Origin of the sequence: Streptomyces sp. NPDC004539 (assembly GCF_040610055.1) — a bacterium.
GTDB lineage: Bacteria > Actinomycetota > Actinomycetes > Streptomycetales > Streptomycetaceae > Streptomyces.
This window is the reverse complement of record NZ_JBEXLS010000004.1, coordinates 439775-463506: the sequence shown is the minus strand read 5'-3', so window position 1 is coordinate 463506 and position 23732 is coordinate 439775. Positions and strand designations below refer to the sequence as shown.

General features: G+C 69.7%; 18 protein-coding genes and 3 pseudogenes. 7 read left to right on the top strand and 14 right to left on the bottom strand.

The annotated features are described in order from the left end of the window. The first annotated feature begins 272 nt into the window (after window positions 1-272). Window positions 273-1664: pseudogene (locus ABZX85_RS11525) on the top strand (TQXA domain-containing protein). A gap of 167 nt (window positions 1665-1831) precedes the next feature. Here the strand turns inward: ABZX85_RS11525 and ABZX85_RS11520 are convergent. Beyond that, window positions 1832-3097 (bottom strand): MFS transporter, encoded by a 1266-nt coding sequence (locus ABZX85_RS11520; protein WP_355865207.1) that lies wholly within the window; start codon window positions 3095-3097, stop codon window positions 1832-1834. Window positions 3098-3153: 56 nt separating this feature from the next. Here ABZX85_RS11520 and ABZX85_RS11515 point away from each other — a divergent pair, with 56 nt between their 5' ends. Further along, a complete protein-coding gene (locus ABZX85_RS11515) occupies window positions 3154-4164 on the top strand; it encodes a DUF5937 family protein (protein ID WP_355865204.1) in 1011 nt (336 codons plus the stop codon). A 179-nt stretch (window positions 4165-4343) separates the two neighbouring features. Here the strand turns inward: ABZX85_RS11515 and ABZX85_RS11510 are convergent, their stop codons facing one another. The 5 genes and pseudogenes from ABZX85_RS11510 to ABZX85_RS11490 all read right to left on the bottom strand — a co-directional run. Next, a complete protein-coding gene (locus ABZX85_RS11510) occupies window positions 4344-4526 on the bottom strand; it encodes a hypothetical protein (RefSeq protein ID WP_355865201.1) in 183 nt (60 codons plus the stop codon). Further along, on the bottom strand, window positions 4490-4969 hold the full coding sequence (locus tag ABZX85_RS11505; RefSeq protein WP_355865198.1) for a hypothetical protein: 480 nt from the start codon (window positions 4967-4969) through the stop codon (window positions 4490-4492). Before ABZX85_RS11505 ends, ABZX85_RS11510 begins: the two co-directional genes overlap by 37 nt. Further along, window positions 4942-5427, bottom strand: coding sequence for a hypothetical protein (locus tag ABZX85_RS11500; protein WP_355865196.1), 486 nt, complete (start codon window positions 5425-5427; stop codon window positions 4942-4944). Before ABZX85_RS11500 ends, ABZX85_RS11505 begins: the two co-directional genes overlap by 28 nt. Further along, window positions 5409-5669 (bottom strand): DNA-binding protein, encoded by a 261-nt coding sequence (locus ABZX85_RS11495; protein WP_355865193.1) that lies wholly within the window; start codon window positions 5667-5669, stop codon window positions 5409-5411. The genes ABZX85_RS11500 and ABZX85_RS11495 overlap by 19 nt, the downstream gene beginning before the upstream one ends. 23 nt (window positions 5670-5692) lie before the next feature. Then, window positions 5693-6216 (bottom strand): annotated as a pseudogene (locus ABZX85_RS11490) (replication initiator); the annotation flags it as partial. 73 nt (window positions 6217-6289) lie between these two features. Here ABZX85_RS11490 and ABZX85_RS11485 point away from each other — a divergent pair. After that, window positions 6290-6565: pseudogene (locus ABZX85_RS11485) on the top strand (ATP-binding protein); the annotation flags it as partial. Window positions 6566-7120: 555 nt separating this feature from the next. Here ABZX85_RS11485 and ABZX85_RS11480 read toward each other — a convergent pair. Further along, on the bottom strand, window positions 7121-8464 hold the full coding sequence (locus tag ABZX85_RS11480; RefSeq protein WP_355865190.1) for a Fic family protein: 1344 nt from the start codon (window positions 8462-8464) through the stop codon (window positions 7121-7123). Between the two features lie 100 nt (window positions 8465-8564). Beyond that, complete coding sequence (locus ABZX85_RS11475) at window positions 8565-9050, bottom strand: type II toxin-antitoxin system VapC family toxin (RefSeq protein ID WP_355865187.1); 486 nt, start codon at window positions 9048-9050, stop codon at window positions 8565-8567. Window positions 9051-10496: 1446 nt separating this feature from the next. Here ABZX85_RS11475 and ettA point away from each other — a divergent pair. Genes ettA through ABZX85_RS11460 form a run of 3 tightly spaced genes read left to right on the top strand, consistent with a single transcriptional unit; the run spans window position 10497 to window position 13242 of the window. Next, window positions 10497-12161 carry an energy-dependent translational throttle protein EttA gene (gene ettA, locus ABZX85_RS11470; RefSeq protein WP_355865184.1) on the top strand — a complete coding sequence of 555 codons (1665 nt, stop codon included), beginning with the start codon at window positions 10497-10499 and terminating at the stop codon, window positions 12159-12161. 2 nt (window positions 12162-12163) lie between these two features. Then, entirely contained in the window at window positions 12164-12574 is a 411-nt protein-coding gene (locus ABZX85_RS11465) for a thioesterase family protein (protein WP_355865181.1), read from the top strand. Next, window positions 12571-13242: a hypothetical protein gene (locus ABZX85_RS11460; protein ID WP_355865179.1), complete on the top strand. Its 672-nt coding sequence runs from the start codon at window positions 12571-12573 to the stop codon at window positions 13240-13242. Before ABZX85_RS11465 ends, ABZX85_RS11460 begins: the two co-directional genes overlap by 4 nt. A 26-nt stretch (window positions 13243-13268) precedes the next feature. Here ABZX85_RS11460 and ABZX85_RS11455 read toward each other — a convergent pair whose 3' ends face one another. Next, a complete protein-coding gene (locus ABZX85_RS11455) occupies window positions 13269-13673 on the bottom strand; it encodes a globin (protein ID WP_355865176.1) in 405 nt (134 codons plus the stop codon). A 91-nt stretch (window positions 13674-13764) separates the two neighbouring features. On the opposite strand from ABZX85_RS11455, the gene ABZX85_RS11450 reads away from it, so the two are divergent. Continuing rightward, complete coding sequence (locus ABZX85_RS11450) at window positions 13765-14682, top strand: methyltransferase domain-containing protein (protein ID WP_355865173.1); 918 nt, start codon at window positions 13765-13767, stop codon at window positions 14680-14682. Window positions 14683-14939: 257 nt separating this feature from the next. Here ABZX85_RS11450 and ABZX85_RS11445 read toward each other — a convergent pair whose 3' ends face one another. The 5 genes from ABZX85_RS11445 to ABZX85_RS11425 all read right to left on the bottom strand — a co-directional run bounded on the left by ABZX85_RS11445 (window position 14940) and on the right by ABZX85_RS11425 (window position 23699). After that, window positions 14940-17012, bottom strand: coding sequence for an FHA domain-containing protein (locus tag ABZX85_RS11445; RefSeq protein WP_355865170.1), 2073 nt, complete (start codon window positions 17010-17012; stop codon window positions 14940-14942). Between the two features lie 47 nt (window positions 17013-17059). Then, the gene (locus ABZX85_RS11440) at window positions 17060-18406 is read right to left on the bottom strand and encodes a VWA domain-containing protein (protein WP_355865167.1); all 1347 of its coding nucleotides are present in this window, start codon (window positions 18404-18406) and stop codon (window positions 17060-17062) included. A gap of 68 nt (window positions 18407-18474) precedes the next feature. Further along, window positions 18475-19650, bottom strand: coding sequence for a PP2C family serine/threonine-protein phosphatase (locus ABZX85_RS11435; protein WP_355865164.1), 1176 nt, complete (start codon window positions 19648-19650; stop codon window positions 18475-18477). Window positions 19651-19707: 57 nt separating this feature from the next. After that, the gene (locus ABZX85_RS11430; RefSeq protein WP_355865161.1) at window positions 19708-22425 is read right to left on the bottom strand and encodes a tetratricopeptide repeat protein; all 2718 of its coding nucleotides are present in this window, start codon (window positions 22423-22425) and stop codon (window positions 19708-19710) included. Then, window positions 22422-23699: a hypothetical protein gene (locus ABZX85_RS11425; protein ID WP_355865158.1), complete on the bottom strand. Its 1278-nt coding sequence runs from the start codon at window positions 23697-23699 to the stop codon at window positions 22422-22424. Before ABZX85_RS11425 ends, ABZX85_RS11430 begins: the two co-directional genes overlap by 4 nt. Window positions 23700-23732 lie beyond the last annotated feature (33 nt).

Genomic DNA, 23732 nt, shown 5'->3' with positions numbered 1-23732 from the left:
ATCGGCGGGTCGCATCGCCTACGGGATGGATCAACTGCCTTAAAGGGTGGTGGATTTGTCGATAAGCCCGGCTCTCGCGCCGACCGGAGTGATCTTGGGATAACGATTCCGATTCGGATCGGTTGCCCGACGATCTGACTGGGAAAGGGGCCGCGCCGCCTCTCTAGGATGCGCGACATAGCCCTCGTGGCTTCCGATTCTGCTGGCGGGACCCCGTCCCCCACGTCAACGGGTCCCGCTCGAAGGGGAATTGCGTGCTTTCTTCGATCACCGTGCCGTTCGCCCGAGGGCGCGGAGCCGTCCGTGCCGCCGCCGCGACCCTGGTGTCCGGCCTGGCCGCCGCCACGATCCTGGCCGGCGCCGGCCAGGCCGCCGCCGACACGGCCACGCAGGGCCAGGGCGGGGCGACCGCGACCATAGGCGGACTGAAGGTCTTCGGCAGCGCGGTGCTCCACGAGGAGAGCGGCGACCAGGAGATCCCGGCGGGACTGTTCGAGATGTCCGTCGACGGCGGGGGCACGCTCCAGACGTACTGCGTCGACGTCTACAACCCGACGCAGAAGGACGCGAAGTACCACGAGACGTCGTGGAGCGGGACCTCGCTGGCCGCCAACAAGCAGGCCGGGCGGATCGGCTGGATTCTCCAGCACTCCTATCCGCAGGTGAACGACCTGGCGTCGCTCGCGAAGAAGGCCGGGATCACGGGCGGGCTCACCGAGCAGGACGCGGCGGCGGGGACGCAGGTCGCGATCTGGCGGTACTCGGACGGGGCGGACGTCGACGCGGTCGATCCGCAGGCCCGGCAGCTCGCGGACTATCTGGAGAAGGCGGCCGGTGAGGCCGTGGAGCCGCCCGCCTCCCTGACCGTCGACAGTCCGGCGGTCTCCGGGAAGCCGGGGGGACTGCTCGGGCCGGTGACCGTGCACACCGACGCGGGCGCGGTGTCCGTGGCGCCGCCGCCGGACGCCGCGATCACCGGGGTCAAGGTGGTCGACGAGGACGGGGCGGAGGTGACCGGCGCTGTCGACGGGAGCCGGCTGTACTTCCAGGTGCCGGTGGGGGCGCCGGCGGGGTCGGCGCAGGTGACGCTCCAGGCGTCGACGACGGTGCCCGTGGGGCGGGCGTTCGTCTCCGAGGGGCGTAGTCAGACGCAGATCCTCGCCGGGTCCAGCGAGTCCACGGTGTCCGCGACGGCCGTCGCGAGCTGGGCGGCGACCGGGGCCGTTCCGGCGCTCTCCGCCGAGCGGGACTGCCTCAAGAGCGGCCTGGACATCACCGCGGCGAACAAGGGCGACCAGCCGTACACGTTCTCCCTGCTCACCGCCGAGTACACGATCGGGGCGGGCGAGACACGTACGGTCACGGTTCCCCTCCAGGAGGACCAGCCGTACGACTTCGCACTGACGACGCCGCAGGGCACGTCCCCCCGTTTCACCGGCGTCCTCGACTGCAAGACCCAGTCCCGCACCGTCTCCAACCTCACCACCCAGACCTAGAGCGACCCCAGCCCCGCCACCGTCCTCCCCACCACCCCCACCAACCTCGCCGCCACCGGCACCGACAGCACAACCCCCCTCATCGCCGGCACCGCCATCGGCCTCGTCCTCATCGGGGGGACGGCGCTGGTCCTGACGGCCAGGAAGAACCAGGGGGCGGGGGAGTAGAGGAGCCCGGACGAGGGCCCCACGCGCCGGAGAAGCGGACCCGGACGCCTTGGGCGGCTTTGGTGATCGCCGCGCTGCGGGTCGGGATGCGGCGGGATGTGGGCGCGCGATCCGGCACTGCGCTCAGCCCGGACACGGCAGGTGGCAGCTAGCTCGGCCGGTCGTGTTCATGCGATGGGCGTGTGGGTGGGGTCGGCGGCGGGGGGCAGTTCTCGGAGTGGGCGGATGGGGGAGTGGAAGACCGGGAGGAAGGCGCCGGTCAGGCAGGCCGCGCCTGTCCACAGGGCCGTGCGGACGTTCGTGAGCTCGCCGATGAGGCCGCCCAGGGCGGAGCCGATGGCGAGGGCGCCGGTGAGAAGGAAGCGGAAGGTGGCGTTCATGCGGCCGAGGAGCGGGTCCGGGGTCAGGTGCTGGCGGAGGGTGACGCCGAGGACGTTGTCGATGCCCGTCTTGGTCATGGCGGCGAGCCAGCCGGTGGCGGCCAACCACAGCCATGGGCCGGAGTCGATCAGTGCGACGGTGAGTGCGGCGGGTGCGGACCACAGCCCGGCCAGGGCCAGGGTGCGGCCGTGGCCGAAGCGGGCGGCGAGGGGGCGGGCGAGGCGGGCGCCGAGGAGGATGCCCAGGCCGCCGGCCGCCCAGTACAGGCCGAGCGCCCCGGCGGACAGGCGCAGTTCGCGGGTGAACAGCACCGGCAGCATGGCGTTGATCATCTGCGCGCCGAGGTTGGTGAGGGTCGCGGTGAGCGCCAGGGCCCGCAGCTCGCGGGTGCCGAGGACGTGGCGCAGCCCGTCCGCGATCTCGGTCCGCAGCCGTCGCCCGGCGGCCGAGGGCGTCGTACGGGTGCGCCGGCCGGCCAGACCGGTGAGGCCGCAGGCGGAGGCGAGGTAGGCGAGGGCCCCGCCGAGAATCGCCAGGGGCGCCGTGAGGAGCTGAACCATGAAGCCGCCCGCGCCGCGGCCCGCGATGTTGGCGCCGGCCATCAGGCTGACGACGGCCGCGTTCGCCCGTACCAGGTGCTCGCGGCCGACCAGTTCGGGCAGGACGCTCTGCGAGCCGACGTCGAAGAACACCGTGGCACAGCCGGTCAGCAGCACCACCGCGTACAGCTGCGGCAGCGAGAGCACGCCCAGCCACCAGGCGAGCGGAACCGAGGCGAGCAGCGCCGCGCGAGCGGCGTCGGCGGCGACCAGCAGGCGGCGTCCGGACAGCCGGTCCACCCACGCGCCCGCGGGCAGCCCGATGAGCAGGAAGGCGGCGGTGGACAGCGCGGCCAGCGCACCGGCCTGGCCGGGGCCGGCGTCGAGCGTGGTGACGGCGAGCAGCGGTATCGCCACATAGCCGACGTTGCTGCCGAGATGGCTGAGGGCGCTCGCGGCGAAGAGCGTGCGGAAGGCGCCCACGCGCCACGGGGAATCCGGGGCTTCGGTCATACGGCGTACGGTGCGGGACGCCGCGCGGCTCCCCCCAGAGATTTACGCTGAGCTAAATGATCGAGATCGAGTTCACCATGGCGGACGTGGCCCGCACCCGCTTCGCGATCTCCCCGCTGTGGGAAGTGGTGGCAAGCGTCCGCGTGCTCAAGGGCGCGGACGAACACGGCCTGCACCGCACCTGGACGGACCGGGTACGCCCCCGGCTGGCGGCGGCCGGCCTCGACCTGAGCCCGCTGTTCGACCTCGTCCCGATGCCCGCGCGTTCGCCCTGGGCCGGCCGCGTCCCGGGTTTCATCTGTCCGGCGCCCACGACGCCGCTGCCGTCGCTGGAGGTGGAACTCGCCACGGTGCGGGCCATGCCGCCGGCGCTTCTGCACACCACGGCCGAGGTGCCGGAAGCGCGGATGGCGGCGCTGCGCGGCGATCCGGCCACCGAGCTCGCACGGCTGGCGGACACGATCGAGGCGTACTGGGAGCTGGCCCTGGCCCCGTACTGGGCCGGCATCCTCACCCTGCTGGAAGGCGACATCCGCTACCGCGCCGGCCGCCTCGTCGACGGCGGCGCGCAGCACCTGTTCGCCGACCTCGACCCGCAGGTCACCTGGGCCCGAGGCACCCTGCACCTCGATCATCGCACCGCGCGCGGAGCACGCCGGCTCGACGGCCGGGGCCTGCTGCTGGTGCCCTCCGTCTTCGTCTGGCCACGCGTCTTCTCCGTGCTCGACGAACCGTGGCAGCCCTCGCTGCGCTATCCGCCCCGCGCCGTCGGCACGCTCTGGCACACCCGGCCCACGCCCGTCCCCGACGCCCTGGCGGGGGTGCTGGGCCGCTCCCGCGCGATGATCCTCACCGAGCTGACCGCCCCCGCGTCCACCACCGAACTCGCCCGCCGTACCGGCCTGACCCCCGGCGGCGTCTCCCAGCACCTCACCGCCCTGCGGAACGCCGGCCTGGTCGGCGCCCACCGCGCGGGCAGGCAGGTCCTGTACGCGCGCACCCGGGCCGGCCAGACGCTGACAGAGGCCGCGGAGCCGGGCTCACCCCCGTCCGCCCCGGACGAGTGAGAGCGGCGCCGCTGTGGAAAGCGCAGGTCACCGGGGTGCTGGACAACAGGTTTCCGCCCGGGGATGGACGTACGGCAAGATGGGGTGTTACTTACCGCGAAAGGGCATGAAAGCCCCTCACTGGCGGTTTCATCGCCGATGAGGGGCCGTGTCAGGCGGCGTGGGCCGTCTCTGGGCCGTCAGCCGTACCAAGGGCCGTCGCGAGCGTGTCCGGCGGCTCGGTGCATGCCCGAGATGGCGTTCCGGGTCTGGGTCTCGCTGGACGGCATCAGATGCGTGTACACGCGGAGGGTGAACCCCGGATCGCTGTGCCCGAGGTAGAGGCTCAGGGCCTTGATGTTCTCCTCAGAGTCCAGCAGCACGGAGGCGGAGAAGTGACGTAGGGCGTGCATTCCGTGTTCGCGGGTGGCCGCGTACCGCTGCCCTGCTTGGGGAACGGGATGATGCCGGTGGAGGCCAATGCGGGCTTCCAGGCCTGATCGTTGAAGGCCTGGCTCCAGATGGCAGCACCGATGCCGCTCGCGAAGACGAGGCGATGCGTGATCTTGGGCCCGGTCGGAGTCAGCCAGGGCAGGGTCACGTCGACGGGCGGAAAGCGTTCCATGTGGTCGCGGAGCGCGGCCGACACCTCGGGGTCGAGGGGGACGTCATGGAGCCTGTCGCGCTTGGGCGGGGCGAAGACGAGCGTGCCGCGTACCTTCTTCACCTGCTGCCGGACGTAGATCCAGCCGAGATCCCCGATGTTGTCGACGGCCAAGCCGAAGATCTCACCCTGTCCTAGGCCGCCAGCGCCGATGTCGACCATGGCCCGATAGCGCCCAGGTAGTCCGGCCCGGACGCCGAAGACCTGGTCTGCGGACCACGGACGCACACGTGTCGGCGTAGGACGAGGCGCCTTGACCGGGATCGCACCCGGCAGGGATTCGAGGCCAGCAGACGGTCATTTACGGCCGCGTTGAGGACGGAGGAGACCGCATCGAAGGTGAGACGCCGATATTGGGCCGAGGACACGGCTTCTTCGAGCTGGCGGTTCCACTCCCGGATGTGCTCAGGTTGGAAGGAGCCGATAGGGCGGGTGCCGAGGTAGGGAAGGGCGTGGAACCGCAACCGTCCCTCCACGGCGGCCCGACTGGTGAGGTCCGTCGTGAGTGCGGCGAGCCAGTGTTCCGCGTACTCCCGGAACGTCGTCCGGGCCGCTCGCGGGTCGATGTACTGGCCGCGGGCCATGTCAGCCTCGATGTTGATCAACCAGGTGTCGGCCAAGCGCTTCTGCTTGTCGGGGAAACTCTTGCTCTTCTCTGTGCCGTCCGGGCCGAGGGGTCGAAGCGCAGATGTCGGCCGACGCGGAAGCCACGAGGGCCGGTGCGCTTACGGCGCCACTGGTAGACCGTCTCGACACTGGGCAACTCGAACAGCTCCACCAGGTCTTCGGGGGTGAGGTAGCGGGCGGGCAGCGGCCGGGGTTCGGTGGCCACGTCGGCCAGGACGAGGCGCCGGTTAGCCACGGGTGGATTCTCCTTCGGTTCCGGGGGCGGTCGAGAGCTCCCGGCGCGGTTTCGGCGCCCTTGGTGGCGTACTTGGCGATGTACGCGGCTACAGCCCGCTCGGTCAGCTCCTGGCCGTCGTTGAAGTCGGCGGAGCGGATGGTGCGGAATAGTCGTAGGTGTCCGGGTCCAGCGGGGTCCCGACGGTCTCGTCCTCTTGGTCGTGGTGCATGCCGCAGGGACAGGGGCGCCCGTCGGCGCGGCGGTTGTGGACGAGGCCGAAGCCGGGGGCGGTGAAGGTGGCGAAGACGCGGGGGTGGGCGGCGACGTGTGCGGGGGTGCCCTTGCCGCCGCGCAGTCCGGCGGTGATCAGTTGGAAGGTGTCGCGGCGGTTGTTGCATCGGACGAGGAGTTGGTCGGCCGGGAGGGTGGTGGAGTCGAGGTGCTGGAAGATGCGGCCGATCTCGCCGGTGGCAGTGTCGATGTCGTACTCGGTGCGGTGGCCGTCGAGGCGGATCGGGTGGGTGCAGCCGCCGAAGCTTGAGAGTTGGCGGAGGATACCGGGCAGGGTGCCGTCTGAGGCGAGCTTGCTGAGTTCGGAGAGTGGGGGTGGGGTGGGGTGGGGTGGGCGAAGATTGGGCGCGAGCGCGATCCTCCACACCGCCAGCGGCCGGGACCAGGGCAGCTCTCACCTGCCCGTCGCGGTGTCCGCCCAGGTAGTTGCCGTCTCGGTGACGGACGGCGGAGGCACGGGCACGGCCCCGAAGATCGAGCACCAGGACCAGGACGCCGAAGGCGGCCGCGGACTCGGCATGGTCAGCATCGCCCACCGGGTCGTTGTCCACGACAGCGAGGCCGGCCATACGGTCACCGCGGAACTCTTCACGGACGTACGACGCGGAGGGCACCTGTGCTGAGGATGACGATCAACCCCGGCTTCTGATGCGAGTGCTGGACACAGATCCTGGACGGGCAGTAGGCGCCGACGCTCTTCGGGTCCTAGGACGCGTACGACGTGGTGGAGACGAACAACTAGGTGGCCACGATCCTGCGCACCATCTCACCGGCACTGGATACGGCAGCCTGCGCGGAGGCGTGGGAGAGGCTCTAAGACCACCGCATCGACACCCGGTGAGCGCTCTTACGACGCGAGCCCTGGACCGTGTCCATCACCCACATCATTACGTGCATCACATGGACAGTCCGACCAGTGCTCTTCCTGCCACTCGTGCACCGCCAGGGCATCGAACTCCCGCTGTGTGCATTCGACTTCAGGCCCGTACACCCAGGGCGATGATCAACTGCGTTACAACCTTCTTTACGGGTTTCAAGTGCGGCTCGCTCGCGGCCCTGCGCCCGGCCGGGCCTGCGCTCCTGCCTTCATCCCGCTCCAGCCCGGTCGGCGCCCGCGCCAGGATCAGGCCAATAAGCAGCGCAGGAACCTTGCTTGCATCTGGGGCGATTCCGCGAGCCTACATTGTTAGAGATTCCGCCATGTATCGCACTGCGGTCGGAAGATCGAGTTCGTCGACCTCATAGCCAGACCTAAATAGGACCGGCTTTCTCTCCAATGGGCGAAGGACGATCTCGTCCGGAAAGGTTCCCCCCGGTTGAAATGGCTTGTAAGGATGGATACTGCTTGGATCATCGTCGCGGATGGAAGTAAAGATGGACGGGTAATGGATCTCCTCGCCGCTAAGATCCAGCATTCTTTGGCTTGCGAACCCGTACCAAAGAAGCCAGCGCGGGACTCGATCCTCGTCGATAACCTTCGCAAACCAAGAATTTCCTTCCGAATCCCTATCTTCCAAGAGTGCAAACGAACCTAGATCTGGATATCCCTGGAGCAGCAGGGACCAGCCTCGACTTTTTAGCTCATTAGAAAGTGCATTAAAGTATCTCTCCGGTTGCGCTTTCCATAATCCGTATCTGTTCTGAGATGTAGTAAGAAGCCTATCTTTGATAATGTCCCGCACATAGTCCGGCTTGGACATAATCCGCACGGTTCTATTCAGAACGCTCACGAAGAGGTCATACAGTGGAAGAAGGTCACCCTCGTCACTTTCCGCTAGGGCGTCATAGTATTGACCTCGATCGACCCTGGACTGGATCAGCAAGGGTGGGAATCCATTGCGAGCCAAAGCCAGATTGGCCAGGAGTCTCGCCATCCTGCCGTTGCCATCTTCGAATGGATGAATATGAGTGAGCCAAGCATGAATAATCGTGGCTTCAAGTGCGGGATCCACCGAGCACTCCTGCCACCAATCAGAAAGCTCACTCATTTTCAATGCTACGTCCCACGGGCCAGCTGTCAGAAGCTCTGTCCCGCCAATTTCGTTTTCTTTCGTCTTGTATCTTCCAGCGTAAGACTCGCCACTGGCGATCAAAGAGTGCAGCGATCGGATTTCATATTCGCGAGGGCGGGCCGATGCCCGTGCCCATTCATCTGCAACTTCATGCGCCTTATATAGACCCAAGGCCTGATACACCCGCGGGTCCTGTCGCACTGCTTGCATTAGAGAACCAACAGGGGCTTGCAGAAGCTCTTTGTACATCAGAGCTACTTCAGTAACTTGACTGTATGACCACTCGTAACCCTCAATTCTGTTACTCTCGGCCACGAGTCGACTTCTAATCGCTCGAACATAAGGCTCAAATAGTTCCTGGCCTTCAGTTGCGATTCTTGCTTGAACGGTAATGGATCTTTCCCGCGAGCGTGTCGATTTTGCCTGAACGGCCGAGAAACGTGCGATTGAGTCAGGGTCCGTAGCGATCAGATACGGCGTCCCTGAAAATTCTTCTTCGATGTGCCTCATGGGTAGTCATCCTAGCGGCTGCCTCGGCCTTTTCCCTCCACTTTCATCAAAATGGATGTTAGGCGCGAGGAATGGGCATGCCCATGCAGGCAGCATGAGTCTAATTGCCGACTTCAGCGGCGGCAGCCACGTCGATTTCGGCATCGTCGGTGGTCGGGTTCCAGAGCTCCCGTGGCGCCGTGACATGAGTTATCCCGACAGTCTCCCCGTACGGGAACGCTCGATCTCGGGATACGAAGTAGTCAGCCTTCATTCGAACGGCAGTTGCAAGATGAGTTGCGTCAGGGCCGCGTAGTCCATATTGATCCGCCAATTGGCGCACTTCACGCGCAATTAGTAGATCAACCTCAACCCACTGTATCTCTAGCCGTTCCAAGTATTCGTCTACGATGCGGTCACGTTCATCCGCGTCGACGTCTCCCTTTCGACCATTTAGCTCAACCAGTAAGAGTGTAGAAGCAACGAGCTGTATATCGCCCCTATGTGCAGCTCGCAGGATCTTGTAGGAGTTAGGCCACAAGCCATTTTCCTTCTTTATGACGTTGAAGAAAATATCTGCATCAACGTACACCAAGGGCTCAGGCACTTCTCACCTGCTTCAAATACTCGGCTGTGCTTAGGTCGCCTGTTATGTTCGGATTGATTCCGAGGATCTCGCTAGGATCCATAGGGCTGCGGTAATCGGGCAGGATTTCTAGGTCCGTCATCTGTAGTGAGACGGCCTGACCTTCGGAGTTCCGTTGCAGTGAGCCTGAAGCTATAACTCGTCGCCCCCATGCATTCCGCAAGACTTCGCTATGGTCGGCCAAGGCCGCCACGCGTACAGCGTGTCGAGTCCTCGGATCCCGAATCAATGCCCGCGGTGCACTTCCCCGGCTATGGCTGAGGACATCTAGGGTTCCAGTGATGCTAGAGAATGCGCTTCTAGCAGGAAGTACGGCGCGCGTGGCATTGCTGACAGTTCCCTCATCAACTACGGCGGTGCGGTGATCTCCGTTTAGAGCCGTGACCGCGACTTTCTCGATTCCGCCTGGCCCGATATGCTTCCCGATGTGACCTACGCGAGCAACCGTCTTCTCGCTAAAATAAGGCGGGATCTTTGGCGTCTCGGCAAGCAACTCAACGCCGTCGACAAAGCCATGCAAAGGTGCCGTGATGGACTCTGGTGAGCGTTTGGCTGGCACCAAAGCCGGGACGAGGATGATCCGGACTTCCCGGTCCATCGCCATATCTTGGATAGCCCACCGTAGTCGTGGGCTACGCACGGGCAAGGCTGTGCGATCAACTTCTTCGAGAGAAAGTCGGACTTCGCCTAGGATCTGTGTATACGTTTTCAGATCCAGACGGGAAGTAGTTGGGGCGATGCGTACCTCAAGCGCACTATCGTCGCGGACAGTAGTGATGGTCACGGCTGCACCCCTCTCGAGCTCCTGGTGCCATCGTCGCACCGAGGTGTGACAGAGGGCTCGTGCTCCAAGTGCCAGAAGATGACGCTACGTACCTTGGCTCCAAAGTACTCCTGCTTCGATCAGTGAAGTGATCCGATCGTTACACGATCAGTTACTACCCTGAGTGGAGCCCACCACGCGTTGAACCCTCTAGATTCCCAGTTGAGGGCTAAGAACGAGTCCTCACGGGCCGGTTATGGCGGCTTGCTCCGATCGACGACACAAGCCGATGGCCTGGCGGAGGCTGGTGGGGGGTGCGGCGAGGCACACGCGTGCGTGGTCGGTCGGCGCACCCGCCCTCGTGGCTAACTTTCGTCGGCTGAGGTTTCAGGCGGCCCACATCGAAGGTCCGCCGTTAGCCAGGCGGCTTGTCCGCGATGATCAATGCTAGGCCGTCCCTGGGCCGTCCAACGTTCCCCGAGGCCACTCGACAGTGACCGACAACGACAGATGAGCCGCAGCCGTCAACCCCGAACTCCCAGGTCAGAGCTCCCCGGCCGAACGGGTTTCCGCCCGGGGATGGACGTACGGCAAGATGGGGTGTATCTGCCCACTGCCAAATTCACGCTGCCGGACGGTTTCTCTTGGCTGAGTACATCTACACCATGCGCAAGACGCGCAAGGCCATCGGCGACAAGGTCATCCTTGATGACGTGTCGCTGAACTTCCTGCCCGGCGCGAAGATCGGTGTGGTCGGGCCGAACGGGGCGGGCAAGTCGACGATCCTGAAGATCATGGCGGGGCTGGACCAGCCGTCGAACGGGGACGCGTTCCTGTCTCCGGGGTACACCGTCGGCATCCTGTTGCAGGAGCCGCCGCTGAGCGAGGACAAGACGGTCCTGGAGAACGTCCAGGAGGGCGTCTCCGAGATCAAGGGCAAGCTCGACCGGTTCAACGAGATCGCCGAGCTGATGGCGACGGACTACTCCGACGCCCTGCTCGACGAGATGGGCAAGCTCCAGGAGGAGCTGGACCACGCGAACGCCTGGGACCTCGACGCCCAGCTGGAGCAGGCCATGGACGCGCTGGGCTGCCCCCCCGGCGACTGGCAGGTCACGAACCTGTCCGGTGGCGAGCGGCGCCGCGTCGCGCTCTGCAAGCTCCTCCTTGAGGCCCCCGACCTGCTGCTTCTCGACGAGCCCACCAACCACCTCGACGCCGAGTCGGTGAACTGGCTGGAGCAGCACCTCGCGAAGTACGACGGCACCATCGTGGCCGTCACCCACGACCGGTACTTCCTCGACAACGTCGCGGGCTGGATCTGCGAGGTCGACCGCGGCCGGCTGCACGGCTACGAGGGCAACTACTCCAAGTACCTGGAGACCAAGACCACCCGCCTCAAGGTCGAGGGCCAGAAGGACGCCAAGCGGCAGAAGCGGCTCAAGGAAGAGCTGGAGTGGGTCCGCTCCAACGCCAAGGGCCGCCAGGCCAAGTCCAAGGCGCGGCTCGCCCGCTACGAGGAGATGGCGGCCGAGGCCGACAAGATGCGGAAGCTGGACTTCGAGGAGATCCAGATCCCGCCGGGCCCGCGCCTGGGCTCCATCGTCGTCGAGGTCACCAACCTCTCCAAGTCGTTCGGTGACAAGGTCCTCGTCGACGACCTCAGCTTCACCCTCCCGCGCAACGGCATCGTCGGCATCATCGGCCCGAACGGCGCCGGCAAGACGACCCTGTTCAAGATGATCCAGGGCCTGGAGACCCCCGACTCCGGCACGATCAAGGTCGGCGAGACCGTCAAGATCTCGTACGTCGACCAGAGCCGCGAGAACATCGACCCCAAGAAGTCGCTGTGGGCGGTCGTCTCCGACGAGCTGGACTACATCAACGTCGGCCAGGTCGAGATGCCGAGCCGCGCGTACGTCAGCGCCTTCGGCTTCAAGGGCCCCGACCAGCAGAAGGCCGCCGGCGTCCTGTCCGGCGGTGAGCGCAACCGCCTCAACCTCGCGCTCACCCTCAAGCAGGGCGGCAACCTGCTCCTGCTCGACGAGCCGACGAACGACCTGGACGTCGAGACGCTCTCCTCGCTGGAGAACGCCCTCCTGGAGTTCCCGGGCGCGGCCGTGGTCGTCTCCCACGACCGCTGGTTCCTCGACCGGGTCGCGACGCACATCCTCGCCTACGAGGGTGAGTCCAAGTGGTTCTGGTTCGAGGGCAACTTCGAGTCCTACGAGAAGAACAAGATCGAGCGGCTCGGCGCCGACGCGGCCCGCCCGCACCGCGCCACCTACAAGAAGCTGACCCGGGGCTGACCTTGCGGCACATCTACCACTGCCCCCTGCGCTGGGCGGACATGGACGCGTACGGCCACGTCAACAACGTGGTCTTCCTCCGCTACCTGGAGGAGGCGCGTATCGATTTCCTGTTCCGTCCGGACAAGGACTTCAAGCAGGGGTCGGTGGTGTCGCGCCACGAGATCGAGTACAAACGGCAGTTGGTCCACCGGCACGCGCCGGTCACCATCGAGCTGTGGGTCACCGAGATACGGGCCGCGTCCTTCACCGTCACCTACGAGGTGAAGGACGAGGACGTCGTGTACGTCAAGGCGGCCACCGTCATCGTCCCGTTCGACTTCTCCGTGGAGCGGCCCCGCCGGCTCACCGCGGAGGAACGGGAGTTCCTGGAGGAGTACCGGGACGACCCGCAGGGGGCCGTCGCCGCATGACGGTGCTCCATCTCGCCGACGAGGGGGAGGCGGCCGACCTCGCCGCCTTCCTCTCCCGGCTGCTGCATTACGACCGCGGCGCCGCCGTCCGTCTCCAGGCGGCCGGCACCGCGCTGGCCGTCTTCGGGCGGCCACCGTCCTTCGAGGTGCTCGCGGTGCGCGCGGTACGGCTCGCGAAACCGTACGAGGACGGGCTGGCGGCGAGCCTCGATGTCACCGTCTCCGCCGGGGAGTTGCTGGAGGCGGTCGACGAGGCCGCCGGGACCGTCGGCGTGCCGGGCGCAGTAACCGGCCCTCCCTGGGCCGGAGTTCTGCCTCCCAAGGGGGGCTGGCGGGCCGAGGGCGGGTTGCCGTCCGCCGAGGAGCTGCGGGCGCTGGTCGCCGGGGTCGTCGGTGAATTCCGGCGCCGTACCGAGGAGTTGGCGACCGAGCGGCGTACGCGGGCGGAGCTGGACCGGATCGGGCGGGAGGTGTGGTCCCGGGCCGTGGGGTCGACGGGGCTTCCCGTGCGGGCCGTTCACGCCGCTCAGGCGCTCGGGTTCCTGCGGCCCTCCACCCGGGAGGTGAGCCTGTTCTCCTCCGGGGCGTGGCTGCGGCTGCGGACCGCGTACGGGTCGATCGCCGTACGGCGGGCGGGACTTGGGGACTTCGGGCTCAGCGTGAAGTGAAGTGCCGTACCGGTCAGGGGCGTTGACTAGTCCGGGGTGTTGATCATCGACGCCGCCGCGTACGTCAGGTACTTCCACAGGGTCGCGTCGTGTTCCTCGGGGAGGTCCAGGGAGTCGACCGCGTCCCGCATGTGCTTCAGCCAGGCGTCGTGGGCCGCGCGGTCGACGGCGAAGGGGGCGTGGCGCATGCGGAGGCGGGGGTGGCCGCGGTTGTCGCTGTACGTCGTCGGGCCGCCCCAGTACTGCATCAGGAACAGCGCGAAGCGCTCCTCCGCCGGGCCGAGGTCCTCCTCCGGGTACATCGGCCTCAGCAGGGGGTCCTCGGCGACGCCCTCGTAGAAACGGCGGACGAGCCGGCGGAACGTCTCCTCACCGCCGACCTGCTCGTAGAAGGTCTGCTGCTGGAGTGTGCCGCGCCGAATCTCATTCACCTCCCCATGGTCTCAGATCGGGGGGACGAGGACTTGGGGCTTAGGACCTGTCCTGCTCGCCGGGGGGCCGCTTCGGGGGCACAGTGGGGGCATGGGTGTCCGGGAGCTGGTGCGGGTCATTGAGGAGCGTGGGGGGTTCGCGGGGGCGGCGGGCTGGCGGGAGGCGTTTCTGGCTGTGCCTCGGCATCTGTTCGTGCCGTACTACTACGTCGCCGGGGCGGGTGGGTATCGGCGGTTGTGGGCGGAAGATCCTGATCCCGCGGTGCGGGAGCGGTGGGCTCGGGGGGTGTACGAGGATGTGCCGCTCGCGATTCGGGTGCGGGACGGGGAACTGGTCTCGTCCAGCAGTCAGCCGTCCCTGATGGCGCTCATGCTGGGGGCGCTGGGGGTGCGGGAGGGGGAGCGGGTGCTGGAGATCGGGGCCGGGAGCGGGTACAACGCGGGGCTGCTCGCGTATCGGCTGGGGGATCGGGGGGTCGTGAGCGTCGATCTCGAACCGGAGATCGTCGAGTCCGCGCGGCGGCATCTCGCGGGGGCGGGGTTTCGGCCGCGGGTGGTGGTGGGGGACGGGGCTCGGGGGGTGCCGGAGGGGGCTCCTTACGATCGTGTCGTCGCGACGTGTGGGGTGGGGAGCGTGCCTGAGGCCTGGGTGCGGCAGTGCCGGGTCGGGGGGAGGGTGTTGGTGCCGGTCGCCACGGGGCTGGTGTTGTTGCGGGTGGTGGGGGAGGGGTGGGCCGAGGGGAGGTTTCTGCGTACGCCGGCCTATTTCGTGCCGTTGCGGGGGCGGAACACTCCGTGGGAGGGGCGGGGGGAGGGACGCGGGGAGGAGGACGGGGTGCGGTTTCTGGTCTCGTTGAGTCAGGGGGTGCTGGGGGTCGAGGAGGCGGGGGAGGTGTGGGAGCGGGAAGGGAGGCCGGGGAGGGAGAGGTTCGGGGTGAGTGTGGGGGAGGGGAGGGTGTGGGCCTGGCTGGATTCGCCGGAGGGGGCGTATGTGTGGGGGTTGCGGTGAGCGCCTGATCGTCTGCCGGGGGTGGTTGTGTGGCGGGTGCGGCTCCGTTGTGGCCGTTCGCGCAGTTCCCCGCGCCCCTGAAAGATGCGCCGTTCCCCGCGCCCCCAATGCGCAGTTCCCCGCGCCCCCGAAAGGATGCGCAGTTCCGCGCGCCCCTGATGCGCAGTTCCCCGCGCCCCTGGAAAGACGAACGGGGCCGGCGCCTGGTCTCAGCCGCCTGCCCCGTTCTTGTTGCTGTGTGTTGGTCGTGCGGAGTCTCAGCCGCGTCTGATCGTGATCGTCGTCCAGGCGCCCACGTGGACCTTGTCGCCGTTCTGCAAGGGGATCGGGACGAAGGGCTGGATGGGTTCCTCGCCGTTGTTGACCGTGGTGCCGTTGGTGGAGTTCTGGTCGACGACGGCCCAGGTGCCGTCGGGTTGCTGGACGAGGACGGCGTGCTGGTGGGAGACGCCGGGGTCCTCAGGGGGGACCGAGAGGTCGATGTCGGGGGTCTCGCCGGTGGAGTGGCGGCGGCGGCCGATGGTGACCTGGTTGCCGGTGAGGGTGCGCTGCTGCTCGGGGGAGTAGGCCGGGAGGTTGAGGCCGGTCGCCTCGGGGCCCGAGCGCTGCATCATCGCCATGAAGTACTCGCGGTCGGGGCCGACCGTCGCCGTCCAGGTGCCGCCGGACTGCTGGGGATAGCCGTAGCCGCCGGCGGGTGCGCCGGAGGTGGGCGGGGAGATCACCCAGTCGTCCTCGGCGCCGCCGAACGCGGGGGCGCTGCCCGGCGGGGTGCCGGGCTGGTTGCCCTGAGGGAAGCGGGGCGGGGCGGTGGCGCCGGCCTGCTGGAAGCCCTGGGGGGAGTTGGGTGCGCCGGGGGCACCGGGGCGGGAGGGGTCGCCGAAGCCGGGACCGCCCTGCCCGCCGGGTCCACCCGGACCACCGGGACCATTGGGGCCGCCCTGTCCGCCAGGGCCGCCGGGTCCGCCGAAGGGTCCGCCCGAGGTCGCCCCCGGACCCCCTTCACGTCCGCCGAACCCGCCCGCCCCCGGGCTCGTCGTGTCCCGTCCGCCGAAGAGGCCGGCCGGGGCGCCGGAACCGCCGCCGCGCCCGCCGAAGTCACCGCCGGCACCCTCACGGCCGCCGAACGGCCCACCGGGCCCGCCCGGGCCGGACGCCTCACGCCCGCCGAACCCACCGGCACCCTCGGGCCCGCCGAAGCCGACCGCACCAGGGCCGGAACCCTCACGACCGCCGAACCCACCGGGACCGCCCGGCGCCGGGCTCGCCGGCGGCGTACCGGCGTCGCGGCCGAAGCCGCCGCCCGACGTCGGCGGGGGACCGCCCGGACGGCCGCCGAAGGGCGGTGCGCCGGGGGTGCCCGAGGGCTCGCCGCCGAAGGGAATCGGTTCGGCGGGACGGTTCACGCGGGACGGGCTGGAGCCCTGGTAGTCGAAGGGGTCGCTGTTGCCGAAGGAGGGCGGGGAGGGGTAGCGGGCACCGCCGGGGCCTTCGGGGCCGCCGGACGTGCCGGGTCCGCCCGGGCCGCCGGGACCACCCTGGCCGCCGAAGTTCCCCGGTCCGCCGGTCGTCGGGGGGCCGCTGTAGCCGCCGCCCTGTCCGCCGGGCCCCTCGGACCCGCCGAAGCCGCGCCCCGCACCGGGGCCGCCCGGCCCGCCGGAGCCGCCGGGACCGCCGAAGTCACCGGCACCACCCCGTCGTCCGGAGTCCCCGAACGCGCCGGCCGCACCGCCTGCGCCTTGGCCGCCAGGACCGCCCGGACCACCGGGCGCACCGGGACCGCCGGGGCCACCTGAACCGCCGGGTCCGCCGAAGCCTCCGCGTCCGCCCTGGTCACCGAAGCCACCGGGACCGCCGGAACCCCCGCGTCCGCCCTGCTCGCCGAAGCCGCCGGCCCCACCGGGAGCACCGAAGCCCCCCGGAGCGCCGGACCCGCCGAAGCCCCCGGGGCCTCCGGGACCGCCAGGCGCATCGGGGCCGCCGGGGCCGCCGGGGCCGCTAGATCCTCCGGGTCCGCCGAAGCCCCCGCCGAACCCTCCGCCCGTCTGGTTCGACGGTCGGGGGGCGGTGGGGGTGTACGACGTGGCCGTGTTCGTCAGGAAGTTCCACCGGCACTCCTCGCAGAACGGCGCGCCGCCTTCGCGGGGCGTGCGGCACTGCGGGCAGAGCTCGGGTTCGCCGCCGGGGCGACCGGGGGGCGGCGGGAAGCCGTAACCGCTGGTCGGAGGGGGCGGGGGCGGGGGAGGAGGTACGGCACCGGCCATGCGGTGACCGCAGACCTCGCACCAGTCGTCGGAACCCGACTGGTGTCCGTTCGGGCAGGTCGGCATGTCGGCGCGTCCCCCTTTCCTTACGTGTCCCGGTAAGTCGCTCTACGTCACTTCTTTACACGAACAGTCTTTGTGGACCGCGTTTCGAGAGTCATCTCGTCCGCCTCCGCGACCTTCGCCTTCAACCGCACAGTACCTGTCGTGGCATCGACCACGTCCACCACCTTCGCAAGCAGTTTCGCAGTATCCGCGTTCCCCGAGACACTCGCGAGCTGGACGGCCCGGCCCAGTTTGGCCGTTGCTCCATCCATATCGCCCGCTTTGCGCAAGTCCAGCCCTTGTTGGATGACTTGAGCCAGTTCGGCCTGTCCGGTGTAGTGGGCGACCTGGGGGTTGATGGAGGTGGAGGCCGCCATGTCGTCGGTCCACACCGCCCTCACCAGCCCCTGCGCGCCGAGGCTTTGGGCCGAGCCGTCCGGCTGCGGGACGACGAGGGAGACCCGCGCCGCGAGCATCTCCTGCCCGAGTCCGGCACTCGGCACCTCGACGCAGACGTGGTAGTCGCGGGACTCGTCCCCCCACGACCCGGTCGGGTAATCCCCGGACCGGGGACCGGACTCGGTCCGACGCAAGGTCAACTCCGCGACGGTCGGCGCGACTTGCTTGACGAACTTCACGGTCGTGCCGACCGGCGTCCACAGCCGCAGCGCGACGTCCGCGACCTCCTTGCCCATCGCCTTCTCCATCATCCCGGTGAAGTCGGCGGCGAGCCCGGCCGGATCGGCGACGATGTCGACGCTGCCGAGCAGCGCGGAGGCGATCCCTGTGACTTCTTTCACTTCCCAGTCGGTGCCGACGCCCCGGGCGTCACACGTGAACCGGCCCGCGCAGTGCTCCAGCGTCGCCTTCAGCGCCTCGGGCTCCTCGTGCTCGTTGCGCCCGTCGGTCAGCACGATGCCGTGCCGGATCGCGACGTCCGCCGAGGACAGCAGCCGCTCCGCGAGCCGCAGCCAGGTCCCGATCGCCGTCCCGCCCCCGGCGCTGAGCCCCCGCAGCGCCTGCTTCGCCTGCTCCCGGGTGGTCGCGTCGGCGACGGCGAGCCGTCCGGCGCCGGGGTACACCTCTTTCGCGACGTGCGTTCCGGCGATCACCGCGAAGTGCACGCCGTCGCGCACGGCGTCGATCGCCGCGCCCGTCGCCTCCCGGGCGCCGCGCATCTTCGCCGGCGGGTAGTCCATCGACCCCGAGCAGTCGACCATGATCGCGACGGCGGCGGACGGCCCGTTCGCCGCCGAGTACTGGTGCGGCGAGGTGACCGCGCTGCCGACGGTGCCGCCGCCGGTCGAGGTGACCGTGACGATCGCGTTCACCTCGCGCCCGCCCTCGGGCAGGTACTCGTTCTGGTAGACGTCCACCGCGAACTGCGGCACGTTCGACTTGAAGAAGTTAGCCATTTCGGTCAATTCCCCCTGTGAGCCCAGCACATGACCGAGACGGACCCGGCCCCCACCGGGTACCCGCCTCAGAGCGATCCTGCCCCCGCCGCCGGTGCGGGGAACGGTACGACGGCCACTGTTACGTTGTCGTGGCCCCCGCCGTCCAGCGCGTGCCCCACCAGCACCCGGGCGCTGTGCAGCGGACGCAGCGCCGCGTCGGGCGGCAGCACCCGCGCCAACTCCTCGGCGGCCTCCGCGTAGTTCCACAGCCCGTCCGTGCACACGATGACCACACCCGGCCGGTCCGGCTTGAACGACGCGGTGTGCGGCTCCAGTTCGTACGCGTCGGCGCCGAGCCAGCCGGTGATCGCGTGGGCCCGCTCGTCGGCGTACGCCTCGGCCTCGTTCATCAGGCCGGCGGAGACCATCTGCGCGGCCCACGAGTCGTCCTCGGTGAGCCGGGCGGCCGGTGTCGAGCGGTCGGCCGGGACCCAGTAGGCGCGGCTGTCGCCGACCCAGCCGACCACCAGCAGCCCGCTCGTCACGACCGTCCCGACGATCGTGCAGGCCGGGGCGTTCTGGTGCGGGGAGTGCTCGCGGGCCCCGCCCGGCTCGTCGGCCAGCGCGTTCACGGCGCGCGCGGCGGCGACGATCCCGTCGTGCAGCGCCTGCTGCGGGTGCGTGCCCTGCGGGAGCGCGGCGAGGACCGCGTCGTGCGCGGCGCGGGCGGCGGCCTCGGAGGCTTCGTCCGGACGGGTCGCCGAGGAGACGCCGTCGCACACGATCGCGACGCTCGCGCGGGCGCCGTCCGGCAGGGCCGCCGTACCGACCGCGAACGAGTCCTCGTTGCGGTGGTGGCGCAGACCCCGGTCGCTGACGGCCGCCAGCGGGCCGAACTCCCGTTCCATGTGGTCGCGTTCACGCGGCTGGGCGTGCCCGCAGTGCTCGCAGTAGCCGTCGCGGTCCACCCGGCCGGCCCGGCAGGCGACACAGACCGGCTGGGCCGCGGCCTCGGCCGCCGCTCTCGGGTCCGGGGCCTGGAGCGGGTACTCCTCGGGCTCGGGGGAGGCGGGGCGGTCGAAGCGCACGCCCGCCTGCGCCGACCCGTTGAGGGTCAGCGTCGGCTGGTCGTCCGGGCGCGGGGGCACGGCCGACAGGTCGTACCCGCAGGCGCCGCAGTAGCGGTCGCCCGGCTCCAGGGGCTCCGCGCAGCTCGGGCATGTCGGCGGTGCGGCCTGCGGGGGCGTGTGCGGCGGGGGCACTTGCGACGGAGGCACTTGCGGCGGGGGCACGTGCGACGGGGGCATTTGCGACATCAACTACACCCATGTCCGGGGGCGGTAACGGTTGGCACGTTCCACCAGGTCGATCCTCTCCTCACCGGCGGTGGCCAGCCGGGCCAGCGCGCGGTACGAGCGCTCCAGGCCGAAGCGCAGGCCCCGCTCGTCGAGGTCGCTGCCGAGCAGCGTCCGCGCGGGCGCCGGGTCGCTGCCCCGGCCCCCGGAGAGTACCCAGTCGAGGGCGCTGCCGAGGACTTCGGCCGACAGCCGCTCCCGCCGCTTCGGGTCCAGACCGTACGCGTCCAGCGCCTCGACCTGCGCCGCCGCGGCGGTGAGGTCCTCCTGGAAGGGTACGTCCGCCGCACCGGCCGTCCGCTGTCTCAGCCTCGCCCGCACGGCCGCGACCCGCGCCGCCGTGTAGTGGATCGAGGACTCCGGCACGGACTCCAGGGTGCGGACGGCGCCGGCCCGGTCGCCCGTCGCGAGCTGGACGCGGGCCAGGCCGAACGCCGCGCTCACATAGCTCGGGTCCGTCGTCCACACCAGCCGGTAGTACTCGGCCGCGTTGTCCAGCTGGCCCAGCACCTCCGCGCACAGGCCGAGCGCGAGCTTCGGCGCGGGTTCGCCGGGGAAGGCGTCGTAGATCGCGTCGAAGGCCAGCGCCGCGCTCTCGTGGTCACCGGTGACGAGGGAGACGAGGCCCCGGTACCAGACGACCCGCCAGTCGTCCCCCCGCTCACCCTCCAGCTCCCGCAGGGAGGTCGACGCCAGTTCCCGGTCGCCGGTCTCCAACCGGGCGCGCACCTGCCGCAGTTGCGTCTCCACCGAGGGGCTCGGTACGGCCTCCAGCGCGACCAGCAGCTCGCCGGACGCCGTCGCGGAAAGCCCCGCGAGGAAACCGGCGTTGGGGTCGGCGGGGTCGACCAGCGGGGTGGGCAGGGCGAGGGAGGCGACGGGGGCGTCGGCCGGTTTGACCAGGGGGGTGGAGTAGGGGTGGGGGGAGGTGAGGGGGATGGGGGCGGAGACGGCGCTCGGGTAAGGGGCGGGCGGGGCCGGGGAGTTGGCGGTGCTCGCCGCTCGGCTGCCGACCGCGCGGGTGGGGTCGCTGGAGAGGGGCGCGGGGGCGTGGAGGGGGGTGCTGGGGAGGGCGGGGGCGACCGGGGCCGTCGCGTGCCCGATGCCGGGCGCCAACAGGCCGACAGTCGACGGCGACTTGGCCGCGACGGATGCCGAACTCGCCGTCACGGCCACCGACTTCGGCGTCAGCAGCCGTGTGAAACGGCCCGCCTTCACCGTACGCGCCCCCGACCGCGAGACCTCGCCGTCCAGTTGGGGGAAGAGTTCGGTGTCGGTGACGCGGATCTCGGGGCCGAAGAGGGTGGAGAGGGCGGGGCGGGCGCGGCCCGTCTGGAGGGAGACGACCTCGCGCAGGACGCCCGTCAGCTGCTCGGCCATCTCCTGCGCGGAGGCGAAGCGGCGGGCCGGGTCGGGGTCGGTGGCGCGCACCAGGAGACGGTAGAAGGACTCGTACGTCCGGAAGACCTCGATGTGGTCGGGGTCGGGCAGGGAGTCCGCGAAGACGGTCGTGTAGCCCTGGAAGTCGAAGCTGAGGACGGCGAGCGTACGGCCCACCGTGTACAGGTCGCTGGCCACCGACGGGCCGACCTCCGGCACCTCCGGCGCCTGGTAGCCGACCGTGCCGTAGATCGCCGACTCGTCGTCGTCCATCCGGCGGACCGCGCCCATGTCGATCAGCTTGAGCTGGTCCTCGGTCTGGATCGCGTTGTCGACCTTGAAATCGCAGTACAGGAGGTTGCGGCTGTGCAGGTGCCCGAGCGCCTCCAGCGCCTCGATGCCGTACGCGCACGCCTGCTCCACCGGCAGCGGATCGCGCCGCCCGTCCGAGGCCCGCCGCGAATTCGCTATCTCCTTCAGGGACTTGCCGCCGACGTACTCCATGACGATGTACCCGTCGAGGGAGCCGGTGCGCTGGTCGAGGTGCTCGACGAAGTTGTAGATACGGACGATGTTGGCGTGCTCGATCTCCGCGAGGAACCGCCGCTCGGAGATCGCCGCCTCCATCGCGTCCTGGTCCCCGGTGTCGAGGAGACCCTTCAGGACGACCCACCGGTCGGCCACCGCCCGGTCCACCGCGAGGTAGATCCAGCCCAGCCCGCCGTGCGCCAGGCAGCCGGCCACCTCGTACTGACCGTGCACCACGTCACCGGACTTGAGCTTCGGCACGAAGGAATAGGGGTGCCCGCACTTCGTGCAGAACCCCTCGGTCCGCCCCGTCCGCTCGCCGCGCGAACGCCCCACCGGGGCACCGCAGTCGGAGCGCGAGCAGAACCTCTTGCGCTCCGGCACCTCGGGGTTGTCCAGCACCATCGCGCGCGGATCGGGCTTCGGCACCTGCGGCACCGCCACCAGCCCGGCCCCGAGCCGCGACCGGCCCGACGACCCCGCCGACGCGCCCGAACTGCGCACCGACACCGACCGGTTGGCGGTCCGCCCGGACAGCGAGCGCGACAGCCGGCCCGACACGGAGCGCCGGGACCGGGAGGACTGCGAGCTCTGGGAACCCGAACTCGTCGACGGCGCGGGCGAGATGCCGCTCGTCGCGGGCGAGCCGACCATCCCCGTCGCCGACACCACGGGCGCCAACCCACAGGTGTCGCAGTACAGTTCACCGCCGCCGACGTCCTCGTACGAACCCTCGCACCCCGGCCGCTGGCAGCTCTGCCCCGCCTGACTCATGCCGTCCCCCCAGTCTGCCCCGGCTGCCGGTCACGGGGACCGGCGAGCAGTTCCGCGGCCATCCGCTGATAACGCAGGACGGCCTGTTCCGCGACCCGCAGATCACAGGGCGCGCTCCACAGCATGCGGCGCGCGGCGTCGTACCGCTCGACGAGGAACGGGTCCTCGGCGAGCCCGAGCCGGGCCACCTTCGCCTTGTACGCGTCGAGCCGGCCGCGCAGCTCCGCCCGGATCGCGAGCGGGGCCGTCACCGCGCCCAACTGCTCGCGGGCGCGCTCCAGTTCGTCGTCCGCCTTCTGCTCCAGCGACTCCAGCAGCGGGGAGAGGCGGTGCCACAGGCCCTGTCTGCGGTACTCGGCCGCCGCCGCCAGCTGCTCCTGGAGGACCGTCGGCGGGCCGTTCACCACCGGTACCTCCGTCGCCGCTATCTTCGCCAGCACCTCGCCGCGCGCGGACCGGGCCTCGGAGAGCGTGCGGTCGGCCCGCGAGAGGACGTCCCGCAGCCGCACCAGCCGCTGTTCGGCGTCCTGACGGACCGTCAGCACCGCGTCGATCTCCCGGCGTACGTCCTCCAGGGCGCGTGCCTCACGGTCGTACACCGTGGTGTCCGGACGGCCGCCGCCCGGGGCCGAGCTGCCCTTCGTGGGCACCCAGTGGGCCAGCGGGTCCGAGACGACCTGGGCGCGCAGGTCCGTCAGCGTGCGGGTGATCCGCTCCAGGTCGTCGCCCGAGGGGTGCTCGCCGGGGCGGACACCCACCGAGTGGGCGAGGCGCCGGGTGCGCTGCAACTCCGCGGCGAGTAAATCGATCCGGGCGGGGAGGGCGGACCAGACCGCGTCGGCCGCGACGACCATGTCCAGGGAGGAGGCGTACAGCTCGTTCATCCGGTCCACCAGGGCGGCCAGCGAGAAGTGTTCCGCCAGAACTCCCTTGCCGGCGGCGGCGATCGGCTCGCCGCGCAGCAGTTCCGTCAGCTCGACCAGGTCCTCCCGGGAGGACCAGCGGCGCCGGGAGCGGATCTCGCGGGCCGCGCGCAGGGCGTCCGTGTACGCGTCGAAGTACGTCCACAGCAGGGATATCGCCGTGTCCGCCGTGGCCCAGCGCTCGCGGGTCACCCCGGTCAGCTCGGCGCCCTCCAGGAGGCGCCGGCCCGCGTGGTCCTGGAGCGCGAGCAGGGAGGTCTCGATCGCCTCGTGCTCCTGGCCGAGCCGCGCCAGCGCACGGTCCACCTCGTCCCGGTCCATCACCGGACCAGGGGGTCCCGCGACGCCCATCGATCACCTCTTGTCGTTGCTCGCGTCTTGCCG